14 protein-coding genes and 1 riboswitch are annotated in these 15,816 nt (G+C 31.8%); of the genes, 10 read left to right on the top strand and 4 right to left on the bottom strand.

The window, feature by feature from the left end; genetic code table 11:
• Positions 1 to 48: 48 nt before the first annotated feature.
• A riboswitch (cobalamin riboswitch) is annotated at positions 49 to 268 on the bottom strand.
• A gap of 46 nt (positions 269 to 314) precedes the next feature.
• The 4 genes from L3X39_RS12150 (at position 315) to L3X39_RS12135 (ending at position 4,695) form a co-directional block, all read left to right on the top strand.
• Positions 315 to 830, top strand: a complete 516-nt coding sequence (locus L3X39_RS12150) for a DUF6580 family putative transport protein (RefSeq protein ID WP_237232083.1) — start codon at positions 315 to 317, stop codon at positions 828 to 830.
• 192 nt (positions 831 to 1,022) lie between these two features.
• The gene (locus L3X39_RS12145; RefSeq protein WP_237232082.1) at positions 1,023 to 2,747 is read left to right on the top strand and encodes a tetratricopeptide repeat protein; all 1,725 of its coding nucleotides are present in this window, start codon (positions 1,023 to 1,025) and stop codon (positions 2,745 to 2,747) included.
• 79 nt (positions 2,748 to 2,826) lie between these two features.
• Positions 2,827 to 4,146 (top strand): DNA recombination protein RmuC, encoded by a 1,320-nt coding sequence (locus L3X39_RS12140; protein WP_237232080.1) that lies wholly within the window; start codon positions 2,827 to 2,829, stop codon positions 4,144 to 4,146.
• Between the two features lie 12 nt (positions 4,147 to 4,158).
• Positions 4,159 to 4,695: an acyl-CoA thioesterase gene (locus L3X39_RS12135; protein WP_237232078.1), complete on the top strand. Its 537-nt coding sequence runs from the start codon at positions 4,159 to 4,161 to the stop codon at positions 4,693 to 4,695.
• Here L3X39_RS12135 and L3X39_RS12130 read toward each other — a convergent pair.
• The 3 genes from L3X39_RS12130 to L3X39_RS12120 are packed head-to-tail and all read right to left on the bottom strand — an operon-like array spanning position 4,692 to position 8,675.
• The gene (locus tag L3X39_RS12130; protein WP_237232077.1) at positions 4,692 to 7,208 is read right to left on the bottom strand and encodes a TonB-dependent receptor; all 2,517 of its coding nucleotides are present in this window, start codon (positions 7,206 to 7,208) and stop codon (positions 4,692 to 4,694) included. The genes L3X39_RS12135 and L3X39_RS12130 overlap by 4 nt on opposite strands.
• Positions 7,192 to 8,103 carry a FecR family protein gene (locus L3X39_RS12125; protein WP_237232075.1) on the bottom strand — a complete coding sequence of 304 codons (912 nt, stop codon included), beginning with the start codon at positions 8,101 to 8,103 and terminating at the stop codon, positions 7,192 to 7,194. The genes L3X39_RS12130 and L3X39_RS12125 overlap by 17 nt, the downstream gene beginning before the upstream one ends.
• A 47-nt stretch (positions 8,104 to 8,150) precedes the next feature.
• Positions 8,151 to 8,675 (bottom strand): RNA polymerase sigma factor, encoded by a 525-nt coding sequence (locus tag L3X39_RS12120; RefSeq protein ID WP_237232073.1) that lies wholly within the window; start codon positions 8,673 to 8,675, stop codon positions 8,151 to 8,153.
• A gap of 112 nt (positions 8,676 to 8,787) precedes the next feature.
• Between L3X39_RS12120 and L3X39_RS12115 the strand changes: the two genes are divergently transcribed.
• From L3X39_RS12115 to L3X39_RS12090, 6 genes are all read left to right on the top strand, one after another.
• Positions 8,788 to 9,861 carry a hypothetical protein gene (locus L3X39_RS12115; RefSeq protein WP_237232071.1) on the top strand — a complete coding sequence of 358 codons (1,074 nt, stop codon included), beginning with the start codon at positions 8,788 to 8,790 and terminating at the stop codon, positions 9,859 to 9,861.
• Positions 9,862 to 10,032: 171 nt separating this feature from the next.
• Positions 10,033 to 10,410, top strand: coding sequence for an OB-fold protein (locus tag L3X39_RS12110; RefSeq protein WP_237232070.1), 378 nt, complete (start codon positions 10,033 to 10,035; stop codon positions 10,408 to 10,410).
• Positions 10,411 to 10,426: 16 nt separating this feature from the next.
• Complete coding sequence (locus L3X39_RS12105; protein WP_237232068.1) at positions 10,427 to 11,002, top strand: T9SS type A sorting domain-containing protein; 576 nt, start codon at positions 10,427 to 10,429, stop codon at positions 11,000 to 11,002.
• A 13-nt stretch (positions 11,003 to 11,015) separates the two neighbouring features.
• Positions 11,016 to 11,864 carry a DUF5777 family beta-barrel protein gene (locus tag L3X39_RS12100; protein ID WP_237232065.1) on the top strand — a complete coding sequence of 283 codons (849 nt, stop codon included), beginning with the start codon at positions 11,016 to 11,018 and terminating at the stop codon, positions 11,862 to 11,864.
• A gap of 39 nt (positions 11,865 to 11,903) precedes the next feature.
• Positions 11,904 to 12,269 (top strand): hypothetical protein, encoded by a 366-nt coding sequence (locus tag L3X39_RS12095; RefSeq protein WP_237232064.1) that lies wholly within the window; start codon positions 11,904 to 11,906, stop codon positions 12,267 to 12,269.
• A 49-nt stretch (positions 12,270 to 12,318) separates the two neighbouring features.
• Entirely contained in the window at positions 12,319 to 12,840 is a 522-nt protein-coding gene (locus L3X39_RS12090; protein WP_237232063.1) for a YceI family protein, read from the top strand.
• A 31-nt stretch (positions 12,841 to 12,871) separates the two neighbouring features.
• Here L3X39_RS12090 and carB read toward each other — a convergent pair whose 3' ends face one another.
• The gene (gene carB / locus L3X39_RS12085) at positions 12,872 to 15,727 is read right to left on the bottom strand and encodes a carbamoyl-phosphate synthase large subunit (RefSeq protein WP_237232062.1); all 2,856 of its coding nucleotides are present in this window, start codon (positions 15,725 to 15,727) and stop codon (positions 12,872 to 12,874) included.
• Positions 15,728 to 15,816 lie beyond the last annotated feature (89 nt).

The raw sequence follows: 15,816 nt of genomic DNA, 5'->3' as shown, positions 1-15,816 counted from the left end.
AGAATCGCATGGATTATCATACGCAAACTTTTATCCCGAAAGTTTAACTTATTTGTTTTGAAAATGGCAGGTCTCCTGACTCATTTTATGTTATTAAACCTTCCCAGCACAGTGCCAGTGGTATTGCAGTTAATAACATCCTCTCTCATGAGGTACTGAAATAAATTCAGCATAAACTTACAGTTGCGGGAACAGTTCTGGATTTACACCAGATTCCCTTTTAATTCATCCACGTGAAGTAGATAAAACCAAATTTCAGTGCAAAAGTAAAAATCTATTCTTAAATTTTAATCTTATTACAATTAATATTACTTTTGAAGTATAAAAAATTAATGATGAGCTCTTTATTTAATAAAAAACAAATAGTTATAATTTTATTTATTTTGGTTGCGGCTATAATTCGTCTATTTCCTCATATGCCGAATTTTACACCGATAACAGCAATGGCTCTCTTTTCTGGAGTTTACTTTACTGATAAAAGATTTGCTTTTTTAGTACCCTTGTTGGCGATGTTTATTTCTGATTTATTTTTAGGGCTTTACACGATTTCAATTTTTGTGTATTTGGCTTTTATTCTAGTAGGTTTCATTGGCTTAAAATCGAAAAAAGTTAGCATCACTACTATATTATTATCAAGCATAAGCTTTTTTATAATCACTAACTTAGGGGTTTGGTTTTTAGCCTATCCTAAAACCATTGATGGTTTAATAGAATGCTATACTTTGGCTATTCCATTTTTTAGAAATTCTTTAATTGGTGATTTCTTTTATGCAGGTGTCATGTATTTTACATTTGATTTTGTATCAAAAAAATATTTAAAAATCGCATAGATTTTAACTTTAGTAAAATTTAAAAAAAACGCCATAAGGCGTTTTTTTTAATGTCTAAAAACTACAACAATTTATATTTTAACTGCTTAACTTTATTTTTAGTTAATTTTTAATTACATTTACTACAGCTATTAACCACCTCATTTTCAACCATATTCGGTAATCTATATTTGTTTTTAACATTAAACAATTATGAAAACTAAATTCGCCTTTTTGGTTACTTTAATCGTTATTGTAATTTCAATTTCGGTTAAAATAAAAGATGTAGATACTTTTGATTATTCCAACAAAATCGGAGTAAATTCAATAAGCTGCACACCAGCAAACTTTCTATTAACAGATGTTGACACAACAAAACAAATCTCTCCATTATTTGAAAACCTAGGAACACACACTTTTACTGTGAGTACAAATAGCACATTAGCACAAAAGTTCATTAATCAAGGTATAAGACTTACTTATGGGTTTAATCATGCTGAAGCTCATCGGTCCTTTATGGAAGCCGCACGGTTAGATCCAAACTGCGCTATGGCCTTTTGGGGTCAAGCTTATACTTTAGGTCCAAATATTAATGATCCTCTACCCGATGAGGATCGTAAAAATAAATATAATGAAGCTATAGCAAAAGCAAATCGGTTAGCTTTAAAAGTAACAGCTAAAGAACAAGCATTAATCAAAGCATTAACACATCGTTATTCCACTGATTTATCCAAAGACGTGGCAGAACTCAATATGTCCTACATGGAAGCTATGGAAGACGTTGTAACCAAATATGCAGAAGACTCAGACATTCTAACTTTATATGCTGCTTCTGTTATGAATACGGTGCCCTGGAATTATTGGGACAAGCAGGGTAATCCTTCTCCAAACATCCTCGAAGCAAAGACTGCTCTTGAAAAAGCTATCGAATTAAACCCAAACAACCCAGGAGCACATCATTATTATATTCATATGATAGAATTACCGCAACCAGATTTAGGTGTTCCTAGTGCAGAAAAACTTGGCTCATTAATGCCTGCTGCTGGACATATTGTGCATATGCCATCGCACATTTACATTAGAGTTGGCCGATATAAAGATGCTGTAATCGCTAATCAAAAAGCCATATTAGCTGATGAAGATTATATTTCGCAATGTTATGCACAAGGCATGTATCCGCTAGGGTATTACCCTCATAACATTCATTTTTTATGGTCTGCTGCCAGTTTATTAGGAGATAGCGAAACAGCTATAGATGCAGCCAAAAAAACTGCTGAGAAAGTACCCGTTGGCGAAATGGAAGAACTTCATTTTTTACAAAATTTTGCTGCTACACCACTTTTGGCGTATACTCGCTTTGGAAAGTGGAATGACATTTTAACTTTTCCTAAACCTAATGATGATATAAAACACCTGAAACTTATTTGGCATTATGCTAGAGGAGTTGCGTTTACCAGAAAAAACAATATCAAAGAAGCAAAAGAAGAACTTGATGCTATTGGCGAAATGATTAAAGACCCCGATTTAGAAACAATTGTAGCTACAGGATTTGATAATGGTACAACAATAGCTAAATTGGCCTTCGAGGTGGTTTCAGGGGAAATTGCTATAGCTATAAATGATTATGACTCTGCTATTGTGCATTTAAAAAAAGCTGTTGAAATGGAAGATAATCTCATTTATAATGAGCCCTCTGCATGGTATATTCCTCCTAGGCAAAATTTAGGCTATGTATTAATGAAAGCTAAAAAACATGCCGAAGCTGAAAAAATTTATCGTGAAGATTTAGCATTGCTCAGACAAAACGGATGGTCCCTATTTGGCTTATATAAAAGTCTTGAAGCTCAAGGTAAATTAGATGAGGCAAACAAAATAAAGAACGAATTTGATAGTGCTTGGAAATACGCTGACATTGAAATAAACACTTCTATTTTATAAAATATTTTTACAAATTACTACCATAATAACACTAAATCCTTCATCTAAAAAATTTATCTTTGACTAAATTCTTTTTTTAATGAATGATAACCTAATTCTTATACTTGCCATAATTATTTCAGCTGTAATTGGAGCCTATTTAGGGATACTTATTACAAAGCTTAAAGGTAAAAGTGAACAAAGCACCCTTGAAGAACGCCAAAATCAAATGCGTTTAACTATTGATGAATTAAAACAAAATTTAAATAAAATAGAAAGTGAACGCGAACATATACGTAGCGAAAAAGAATTATTAAATTCCGAATTGGCAAGAAAAAATACCGAATACGATAATCTTCAAGAACAATATTTAAAACGCGATAAGGAACTAGAAGAAAGACAGGAACAATTACGTAAAGACTTTGAATTATTAGCCAACAAGATACTTGAGGAAAAATCTAATAAATTCACAGAACAAAATAAAGAAAACATAAAAAACATATTAAATCCGCTTCAAGAAAAAATAAAAACATTTGAAGAAAAAGTAGATTTAACCCAAAAGGAAAGCATTAGTATGCATTCCGCTTTAAAAGAGCAACTGTTGGGTTTAAAAGACCTTAACCAACAAATGACCAAAGAAGCCACAAACCTAACCAGGGCTTTAAAGGGTGATAGCAAAATGCAAGGGAACTGGGGTGAATTAGTTTTGGAGCGTGTTCTGGAAAAATCTGGGTTAGAAAAAGACAGAGAGTATTTTGTGCAACAAAGTTTTACACTAGAAAATGGTTCGCGCGTATTACCAGATGTTGTTCTTCACCTTCCCGATGGAAAGAAAATGATTATCGACAGCAAAGTATCCTTAACCGATTATGAACGTCTGGTTAATGCTGATGATGAAGATAAAGACCGCTTTTTAAAAGCACATGTAAATTCAATTAGAAAGCATGTAGACCAACTTTCAGACAAAAACTATCAAGATTTATACGATATAGAGTCGCCAGACTTTGTATTGATGTTTATTCCTATCGAACCAGCATTTGCTGTGGTTGTAAACGAAGACAATTCTATTTATAACAAAGCGTTCGAAAAAAATATTGTTATTGTAACACCTTCTACCCTTTTAGCTACACTACGTACCATTGACAGCATGTGGAATAACGAAAAGCAACAACAAAATGCTATTGAAATTGCAAGACAAGCGGGTGCTTTATATGACAAATTTGAAGGTTTAGTAAGTGATTTAACTGGTGTTGGCAAAAAAATTGATGCGGCTAAAACAGATTATTCAGCTGCTATGAATAAATTGGTTGAAGGAAGAGGCAACCTCATTACAAGTGTTGAAAAACTAAAAAAAATGGGTGCAAAAGCGAAAAAAGCACTTCCTGAGTCCATAATAAAACGCGCTGAAGAAGACGATTAAAATTAATTATTTATGTTTAAACATATTAAAGATTCTCAAATTACTATTACAGAGCTAATGTTACCATCTCACTCGAATTTTAGCGGTAAAATTCATGGTGGCTATATTTTAAATTTAATGGACCAAGTAGCATTTGCTTGTGCTTCAAAACACTCCAGACATTATTGCGTAACTGCATCAGTTAATAAAGTAGATTTTTTAAACCCTATTGACGTTGGCGAATTGGTAACCCTAAAGGCATCTGTTAATTACACAGGTCGAACCTCTATGGTTGTTGGTGTTCGTGTGGAAGCAGAAAATATTCAAACAGGCAAGAAAAAACATTGTAATTCTTCGTATTTTACAATGGTAGCAAAGGACGAAAACGGAAAAAATGTACCTGTTCCAGGTATTATATTAAATTCTGAACAAACTGTAAGACGGTTTGCCAGAAGTATAGCTAGACAAGAGCAAGCAAAAAATAGGTCCTCAAAATTTAAATCTTCTGAATTTAAAATGGAAGACCATTTAGATGCTCTTAAAAATCAGAATTTAAAATTAGAACTTTAAAAGTATACTCTAAAAACGGCATTAGGAGTAATACCTAAAGAGTATTGTTTGGTTTCTAAAACCTCTTGCTCGTTTATTCGGAAAAAATTATTAACCTCATTTTGTTTGTCTAAAACATTCCAAATTGAAGCCCCTAAATGCGCTCTAACCTTATTGGTAAGTTTAAAATTATAAATAGCTGAAACGTCCAAGCGCATGTAATCCTTTAAATTTGAAGCATTAGTGGGTCCATAATTTATCGTGTTGTTTACAATTTCGTTATTAAAAACTGGTACCGTTGTTGGTTTTCCAGTATGCCAATTTAGTCCTGCCGAAAGCTTCAAATTATTAGTTTTAAAGGTTGTTCCTATATTTATTGAATGTGCAATATTGTAATTGCTTGGAAAGTAATTTGTTTCTAAATCTTCAAAACTATAGCGGTTATCCATCAAAGAATAGCTTAACCAAGTATTGAAACGATTCATTTTTTTTCTTAATAATAAATCTAATCCCTTTACATCGTAGCTCCCTTGGGTTTTAATAAATTCATATTGATTTTGAAATCCTTGGCTTTGACTTGTAATACCATTTACCTCTTTAAAATAAAAATCGATATCGAATAACCAACCTCGATGATTATAGTTAACACCTGTAGATATTTGTTTGCTAGTAATAATCGGTATGCTCTCGTTATTTGCTAATTGCCATCTACGTTTTTCAATGCCCAAAAAGTCATTCTGAAAATTAATTACTTGCGAAGTGTTTTGATGTTTATATTCACCAAGGATTTCGAACGAAAAATACTTTAAGAATTGATGATTAAATGTAACCCTTGGTTCGAAAATCGATTTTTTAAACTTGCCAATATAGTTATATCTCAACCCAATATTTAAGGCTGTTTTTTTACTTTCAGACTTATATCCAAGTTGAGAAAAAACACCATGAGTTCTTAAAACTTCAGAAACAAGTATCCTAAATAATGGAACATCAACATCATCAAGGTTCGTTACTTTGGTTTCAACAAAATGATAACCATTTAAAAGTTCAAAATAGTTATTTATTTTATAATGTGCTTTTAGTTTTACACTTGTTTCAGACACTTTGTTTTCTTGCAAAAAACGTTGCGAATCTAGTATGTTGGCGTTTAATGCTTTTAACTCGTAGTCTGTTTCATAAACCTCAAATTCAGTTTTAAAATCATCATTCCAAAGCCTATTATAATGCAAAGCACCAGCAATACTGTTTTGAGTAAGTTTGCTTTCTCGGGATTCATCAACGTTATCTACCGTAGCATTTTCGGTAAACATAAGTTGGTTATGAACATTAATAAAGTTAAGTTGTATATCATCTTTATCACTAATTTTATAAATCCATCGCAACGACGTGTCATAAAAATCAAAAGTCTCATTTGTATTTGTAATAGCAGACACATTCGAAGCAACCTCTGTGTTTTGAGAAATTCTATCAAAAAAAGCTGTGTAAGTTGGTGTTTCAACAAAATCGCTAATCGATTTACGAGCTGCAATTTGAAGCGAGGAAAATTCATTTACTGGAATATCTGCAAATCCACTAGCATCTGTTAAATTAAGTGCCAAGGCACCTTTAAAATGATTATTAATTTCTTTTTCAGTTTCCATCAAAATAGTTCCGGAAACACCATCAGATAAGCTGACATCACTTCCATTTTTCCTTAAAGACACATGTTGTGTTATTTGTGGATTATACATTGATATTAATCCAAAAAAATGACCAGATTGATACATTTTTATCCCATCCCAAAGAATTAGATTTTGATCATGCGTGCCACCACGAATATTAATATTTGAAACCGTTTCATTAACACTTAAAATACCTGGAAATGCCTGAACAGATTGTAAAACGTCGTTGTCAATCAAACCTGGAAGAATTTCAAAATCTGAAAAATTTATTTCATAAGATCCATTACTTATTTTGTTTATTCCGCTTGCTATATAATTAGTAATTACAACCTCAGATAGTGGTTGAAAGTTTGGCGTTAAAAAAACATCCTCACAGGTTAATTTTGAAAATTCCTTAAACGACTTTGTAATTGTTTTGTATCCTAAAAACCGAATTGTAACTAATTCATTTAGGTTTTTTATTTCTATTTGAAAAAAACCATTATGATCTGTAATTGTAGAAGTGTTGTTCGTTTGAATTGTTGCTGCTTCAAGCAACTTTAAATTATCTCTATCTTTTAAATAACCACAAAAAAAGAGGTTTTCCTTTGGTTTTACTAAAACAATACTTTCACTCATCTTTAAGAATGATAATCCAGTTTCTAAATCGAGGTAAACCAAGACTTCCTCTAATGATAAATCCTTATTAGGTGGAAATAAAAAAATGTTTTCTATGGTATCTTCAGCGTAATTGAACTGAACGTTGTAATGCGCTTGTATAGTACTTAAAATATGAGAAAGTGACTCTTTTTTAATGGTGCTTTGTGAATAACCATTAAAAAAAATAAAAAGTAATAGACAGTATAAAGTATTTGTTCTATTAATTGTTTTTTCCATGAATAATTACCAAGTTTGAAGAACTCAATTCATAGGTCATATTCATTGGCTGTGTAATTGCAATAAGGGCATTTTCAAGACTTTCATGAGTAAACACTCCTGTAAATAACCTATTGACATCTATATTTTTAAAAGTAACCTCAACATTATATTGTCTTTCTATCTCCGATAAAACCTCCTTAAAAGGAATAGCATAAAAGTCACTCATATTATGTATCCATTTAGGTGATTCTGATAAAGTTTTGCCTGTTGTAAACTTTCCTTCCAATATTTGAAATGTATCACCCGCCAATAATTGACTTATAATTGTGTCTGAAAAAACTTTAACAACACCTTCAAAACATTTAACCTCAAAATAATCACTGCGTTGTTTTACGTTAAATTGAGTACCAACCACAGTTACAACACCATCACTAGTTATAACATTGAAGGTTTGTCCCTTTGCTACTTTAAAATAAGCTTCGCCTTTCAATTCTACCGCTCTTTTATTATCCCAATCTCTGGTACTATATTTAATCGAAGATAAGGCATTTAATTCAACTTTTGAATTATCAGGAAGCTCTACGGTTGTTTTTTGGCTCGCTAAAGTTTCTACAAAATTATTGTTATTGAAAAAAAATGAGAAATAAACCCCTAAAGCAATGATAATTACACTTGCTATTTTTAATAAAGGTTTATACCAATTTACAGTTTTTATTGATTTTTTTGAAGCTATATATGCTGTTTTAAACGCATTAAAATCATTGGTCTTATACAAATGAGTCGGTTTAAAGTGCTGAGCTTTATCAATTATATATCGGTTTAATTGAGCATCATCCAACTTATCAAATGCTGTCTTTTCATCATTTGTAAGCTCGCCATTAAGCCATTTTCTTATTAAGTTTTCCTTATCCATGTATCCTTAACTTTAATATATAACAATCTAAACTTTAAAACTCCTGATTATTTTATTTTAAATCCTTCCAGTTCTTTCTTTAAAATATTAAACGCACTATATATTCTATATTCAACTACTTTTTGGGTGATTCCTAAGAGTTCAGCAATTTCACTATGCTTTTTTCCTTCAACTTTATTTAATAAAAAAGCCACTCGTTGTTCCTCGCTGAGGGATTCCAATATTTTTTGGTAACGCTTTAAAAATTGCTCTTCTTCTAAGATAAACTCTGGAGATTCAATAGTGTAATCTTTTGGTTTTTGTTGATGATATTTTAAAACCACTTTTTGATGCTTAATTTCATTTAACATCATGTTATTTGCAACAGTAAACACGTAAGATTTGGCTTTGCTTAAAGTAACACTTTTACAATTATCCCAAAGCTTAATAAAAGCGTCTTGGGCTATATCGTTTGGATTAATTTGCGAACCAAATTTGTAATACAAAAAATTTATTAAGTCTTGTAAATACTTATTATAGATACTTTCAAAGACTTTGTCTTCGCAAATATGGTCATTAAGGTCTTTACTCAAGATGTAATATTTTATGCATTAAAGTTATATAAAAAAATTATTAAAAATTTTCAGGAGTTTTAAAGTTTAAGTTGTTTAATTATTAAACGCTCCGAATGGAGTATTTTTAATTATGAAATCATCCATCAATAAAATAGCGATTTTAACTTTATTGGTTCTGCTGACTTTATTTTCGTGCAGAACTGAAGAAACCGAAATTATAGAAACACCTCCTGAAGAGCTTTTAGCATCAAACTCCGCCGTAGCAAGTTTAATGAAAAAAACATCGACAAATGATGGCTCCGTAGATAATATTATTGATAAAGCGAATTGTTTCTACATAAAACTACCAGTATTTGTAAATGTTAATGGCGAAGAAATTACAATTAATTCAAAAGAAGATTACAAGGTAATTGAACACATTTTTGATGACTCCGATGATGATGTTGATATCATCAAAATCATATACCCTATACAAATAGTCTTAGCTGATTATACGGAAGTTAACATTAACGATTTTAGCGAACTAATTACACATTCAAATAATTGCAACGGTGAAAACGAGCATGATGAAGACATTGAATGTTTAGATTTTAATTACCCCATTACTACTTTTATATATAACTCTAACAATGAAGTTGTTGATACTGTAATTTTAGATTCTGATAAAGCATTATACAGTTTCTTGAAGAGTTTGCAAAATAACGATGTTGTTACAATTGATTTCCCTTTAACAGTAACCCTCTTTGATGACTCAGAAATAGTAATTAATACGTTAATTGAATTAGAAAATGCAATTAATTATTATGGAGACTCTTGTGATGAAGACGACGACTATGATTATAACGACGATGATTGTAACGATTGTACTTCAGACGAACTTATTAATATACTAACGAATTGCTCTGGCTGGACAGTTGATAAATTAGAGCGCTATGGAAATGATTATGATGATGTATATGATGGCTACACATTCAACTTTCAAAATGACGGAACGGTAAGCGCTTATTATTCTGGTGGCACTGATTATGGCACTTGGGCAGCCAATGGAACGGGTAATAATATAACAGTAACTATTGACATTCCTAATTTACCTTATTGCAATAACGGATGGGTATTACATGAAATATCACAATACTCTGATTCTAAAATAGATTTAAGAGTAGGTGGTAATGATAGGCTGAGATATAAAAATAATTGTAACTAAGACTAATCTCTTATAATACAATGAAAACTAAGCTAGTAGAAATACTTTTATGAAAAAGAAAAGTTACATGATCGGATTATTTTATCCTACAAAGTAGGAGATGTTTGGTTAGCTAGCAACTGCTTCGGTATTAAATACCGAAGCAGTTTTAAAAATTTTTTAAACAACGCTATGAAAAGGCTAATAGTTTTAATCATAATCATTATTACAGCTATTTGTTTGTATAAATACGTGTACCAAAACCATAGAAACATAGCAAATGAAACATCTAGTTTTCAACTTACATCAAACACATTAATTAATGAATTTTCTATAAATCCAATTGATTCAGAAACTAAATATCTTAACAAAACTATTGAAGTAACTGGCTCAATAACAAATTTAAATCCCACAAATCTTACCTTAAACAATATTATTTTTTGTCAGTTTCAAGAGAATTTACAAAAATCCCTCTCGCACAATTCCCAAATCAAAATTAAAGGACGTTTTATAGGCTATGACGATTTATTAGAACAAATCAAACTAGACCAATGTACAGTAATTGATTAATCAAAAAACTAAAACAATGAAAACAAAACTACTTACATTATTTTTTTTGGGAATAATGAGCATAAGCGCTCAAACAACTCATAACCTTAATTGGCAGATTGGTATGGGAACGAATGTAGATTTAACAATAGATGTTGGAGATACCGTAATCTGGACATGGACTGATAATTTTGCACATACCGTTACAAGTTTGGCTGGAAGTGCAGAAAATTTTAATAGCGGGTCAATTACTGGTAATGGTATGACGTACTCAAAAGTTTTTACCGTTGAAGGGAGTAATCCATATGAGTGTAGTTTTCATCCATTATCAATGGCTGGAACTATTACTGTTCAAAACTCGCTTAGCATTAACGATTTCCAAACTAAAGGGTTTTCAATATCTCCAAATCCTGCAAAATCATTTATCAATATAAATCTACCTATAAATGTTCTGATAGACGAGGTTAAGATTTTCAATTTATTAGGCAAACAAGTATATTTTAGTAGTATATTGGAAGAAGAAATGGATGTAACTAGCTTACCAAATGGGCTATATTTTATTAGTATTTCCTCAGAAGGCATTTTAAAAACCAAAAAAATAATTAAACAATAAACCAAATAAGCTTATGAAAATTTTAATGTTTATTTTATTACTTTTCCCGTTATCTATTCTTGCTCAAGATGATTTGTTGAATGAAATAGATACCGATTCAACAGGAAATGAATATGCCTTTGCTGCATTTAAAGGATTAAAAATTGTAAATTTTGAATCTACTAAGCTAGCTAACAAAAATGAATTCATATTCATTGTTTCTCACAGATTCGGGACTATTAAGGATGGAATTGATACCTTTTTTGGTTTAGATAATGCAGTAACACGTTTAAACTTTGTTTATGGAATTTCTGATGCTTTTAATGTTGGAGTGTCTCGTAGTTCGTTCTTAAAAATATATGAAATATCAGCTAAATACAGATTGTTGAGACAGAAAGAAAATGGCTCTCCTTTTACTATTGTAGGTTTTAACTCCATTCAAATTAATACAGCACTAGATGAAGATAATATTCCAGGTTTAGAGTTCAACGACCGTTTAGGTTATGCGTTTCAACTTTTAGTAGCAAGAAAAATAAACACCAATTTTTCCGTTGAAATAGCACCAACTTTTTTTCATGATAACTATGTAACCGTATCTCAACAAGATAAATCACAATTTGCTTTAGGTATTGGAGGAAGACATAAATTAGGAAAGCGCTGGTCTATCAATGCCGACTATGGCTGGCACCTCAATAGAGCTAATAATTCTCCTTTTAAAAATCCATTATCCATTGGATTTGATTTAGAAACTGGCGGACACGTATTCCAAATGCATTTTTCCAATGCTCAAGCTATGAATATTAATGGTTTTATGGGACAAGCTTCTGGTGATTGGAGTGAAGGTGATATATATTTTGGATTTAACTTAAGTAGAAGATTTTAACCAATCTATCAAATAAAAAATAATTTAAAAACCAATGCTATGAATATTAAAAATTTAATTTACGTTTTATCAATTTCATTATTGATATTTAGTTGTTCAAGTAGTGATGATTCTGCTGAACCAAATCCAAATCCGAACCCTAATCCATCAGGTAATGTAACTTACAATGGGCACATACAAAGCATTATGAGTAATTTTTGTACATCATGTCATGGAAACCCAACTACAAATGGCGCCCCTATGTCGTTAACAACCTATGCAGAGGTAAAAAGTGCCGTTGAAAATCGAGGTTTAATACAAAGAATTAACGATGCTAATAATCCAATGCCACAAGGCGGATTAATGTCGCAAGCTAATAGAGCTTTGGTGCAACAATGGGTTAATGATGGCTTTTTAGAAAACTAATGTGTTTTTCACCCAATTTATAATTTTAACTCGTTACGCAACATTATAGATGAAATCATTTGTTTATTTAATTGCCCTTTTAAGCTTAAATATATTTTCGCAAGCTAAGTACATTACCAAAACTGGTAGCGTTAATTTTGAAGCATCTGTACCCTCCTTCGAAGAAGTTAGAGCTAAAAATAATTCAGTAACAGCCATTTTTAATGCTGAGAATAGTGAATTTGCTGCTTTAGTATTAGTTAAGGGTTTTCGATTTAAAAACGCTTTAATGGAAGAGCATTTTAATGAAAATTATGCGGAGTCAACTAAATTTCCAAAAGCAACTTTTAAAGGAAAAATAATTCATGATTCAAATGAAAATTGGATAGAAGGCACTTTAACTTTCCATGGAAAATCGAAGCGAATACAAATAGTACCTATAACCTACTCTTTAGATAATAATGTTGTTGAAATATCCGGGAACTTTGATGTTAATGCTTCGGATTTTGACATTAAGATTCCGAAAATAGTAAAAAACAAAATTTCAGAAAGTGTTAATGTTTCCTTTGTTTTCAGCCTCAAACTAAATTAAAAAAGCCGCTATTAAGCGGCTTTTTCTTTATTTATTTACTTAAGTACATTTTTCTACGGGAATATAACTCATAAAATTCATCGTCCTTTAAACTATCGATGAATAAGATACTCTCTCCAGTACTCTTCATTTCAGGTCCTAATCTCTTATCTACATTAGGGAACTTATTGAAAGAGAACACAGGTTGTTTTATCGCATAACCTTCCAATTGAGGGTTAAAAACAAAATCGGTTACTTTCTTTTCACCTAGCATTACTTTTGTAGCATAGTTAACATAAGGTTCCTTGTATGCTTTTGCAATGAAAGGTACCGTTCTAGAAGCTCTAGGGTTCGCTTCAATTATAAAAACGATATCATCTTTAATTGCGAATTGGATATTGATTAATCCAACCGTGTTTAATGCTCTTGCTATAGTATGTGTGTGATCAATAATTTGTTGCATTACCAAATCTCCTAAATTAAAAGCAGGCAAAGTAGCATTAGAATCTCCTGAATGTACACCACATGGTTCTATGTGTTCCATAATTCCAATGATATACACATTCCCATCGGCATCACATATAGCGTCAGCTTCTGCCTCAATAGCACCATCTAAATAATGATCTAATAATAACTTGTTGTTTGGTATTTTTCGAAGTAAATCAACAACATGCTCAACCAATTCTTCTTTATTTATAACGATTTTCATACCCTGACCACCAAGTACATAAGATGGCCTTACCAAAATAGGAAAGTCTAACTCATCTGCTAAAGCTAGAGCTTCATCAGCGTTTTCGGCTACTCCAAATTCTGGATAAGGTATATTATTGGCTTTTAATAATTTTGAAAAACTTCCTCTATCCTCAGCTAAATCTAAAGACTCGAAACTAGTCCCTATAATTTTAATACCATATTTGGTTAGTTTTTCTGCTAATTTTAATGCCGTTTGTCCACCTAACTGTACAATAACACCTTCAGGTTTTTCATGTCTAATTATATCGTAAATGTGCTCCCAGAAAATAGGTTCGAAGTATAATTTATCAGCGATATCAAAATCAGTTGAAACAGTTTCAGGGTTACAGTTAATCATAATCGTTTCATAACCACATTCAGAAGCGGCTAAAACACCGTGTACACAACAATAATCAAATTCAATTCCTTGTCCAATTCTGTTAGGCCCAGAACCTAAAACAACTATCTTCTTTTTATCAGTTACAACACTTTCATTATGAGCAAAACGATTTCCATCAGCGGTTTCCATTTCGCTTTCAAAAGTAGAATAGTAATATGGTGTTTTTGCTTCAAATTCCGCAGCACAAGTATCAACTAGTTTAAAAACGCGTTGAATATTGAATTCGTCTCTTTTGTTATACACCTGACTTTCAAGGCAATTTAGCATATGCGCAATTTGACGGTCGCCATATCCTTTTTGTTTTGCTTCAAGAAGTAAATCTCTTTCTATAGTATCAATTGTAAATTTTGATATCTCCTTTTGAAGTTGAAACAACTCCTCATATTGTTTTAAATACCACATATCAATTTTAGTGATATCATAAATCTGGCTTAAAGGAATACCTATTTCGATAGCATCAAAAATAGCAAACACACGATCCCAACTTGCGTTAGTTAACTTATCAATTATTTGGTTGTAATCCTTATAACCTTTACCATCAGCACCTAAACCGTTTCTTTTTATTTCTAAGGATTGTGTAGCCTTATGAAGCGCCTCTTGAAATGAGCGCCCAATACCCATAACCTCTCCTACGGCTTTCATTTGTAAGCCTAAAGTTCTGTCTGAACCTTCAAACTTATCAAAATTCCAACGAGGTATTTTTACAATTACGTAATCTAAAGTAGGCTCAAATAAAGCCGAAGTAGATTTTGTAATTTGATTACTTAATTCATCTAAAGTATAACCAATAGCCAATTTTGTTGCTATTTTCGCGATAGGATAACCAGTTGCTTTACTAGCTAATGCTGAAGAACGCGATACACGAGGGTTAATTTCGATGGCTATGATGTCTTCTTTTTCATCTGGACTTACAGCAAATTGCACATTACAACCACCTTCAAAATCACCAATGCTTCGCATCATTTTGATAGCCATATCTCGCATTTTTTGATAAGTCCTATCGCTAAGTGTCATAGCTGGTGCAACCGTAATAGAATCCCCTGTATGAATTCCCATAGGATCCATATTCTCAATAGAGCAGATAATAACTACGTTGTCGTTTTTATCTCTAAGTAACTCTAACTCATACTCTTTCCAGCCCATCATAGCTTTATCAATCATCACCTCATGGATTGGGGAAATTTCTAAACCTCTACGTAATAATTGATCGTAATCTTTTTCATCATGAACAATTGAAGCTCCAGCTCCACCAAGGGTGTATGATGCTCTAATACAAAGGGGAAATCCGAACTCTTGAGCTATCTCTTTTCCTTTTAAAAAGGATGTTGCCGTAGCTTGGGGTGCCATTTCAACACCTATTTTACCCATTAATTCTCTAAATTGCTCTCTATCTTCAGTAATATTAATGGCATTGATATCTACACCAATTAACTCCACGCCATAATCTTCCCAAATACCCTTTTCATCTGCTTCTATACATAAATTTAACGCTGTTTGACCGCCCATTGTTGGTAAAACGGCATCAATTTGTGGATGTTCCTTTAGAATTTTAATTAACGACTTAGTAGTAAGTGGTAATAAATAAATATGGTCTGCCATAGTAGGATCGGTCATGATAGTGGCAGGATTAGAATTAATCAAAATAGTTTCTATCCCATCTTCTCTCAACGACCTTAATGCTTGAGATCCTGAGTAATCAAATTCGCATGCTTGTCCAATAACAATAGGACCTGACCCGATAATTAAAATAGATTTAAGTTTTTCGTTTTTCGGCATTTTTAATGGTTATGTGTTGAATTATAATTTGTTGCAAAAATAGTAATCAGTAGATATAAAAAAAGGCATTACACTTAAGTAACACCTTT

Source organism: Flaviramulus multivorans, from assembly GCF_021728415.1.
Classification (GTDB): domain Bacteria; phylum Bacteroidota; class Bacteroidia; order Flavobacteriales; family Flavobacteriaceae; genus Sabulilitoribacter; species Sabulilitoribacter multivorans.
This window is presented reverse-complemented; position numbering and strand designations above follow the sequence as displayed.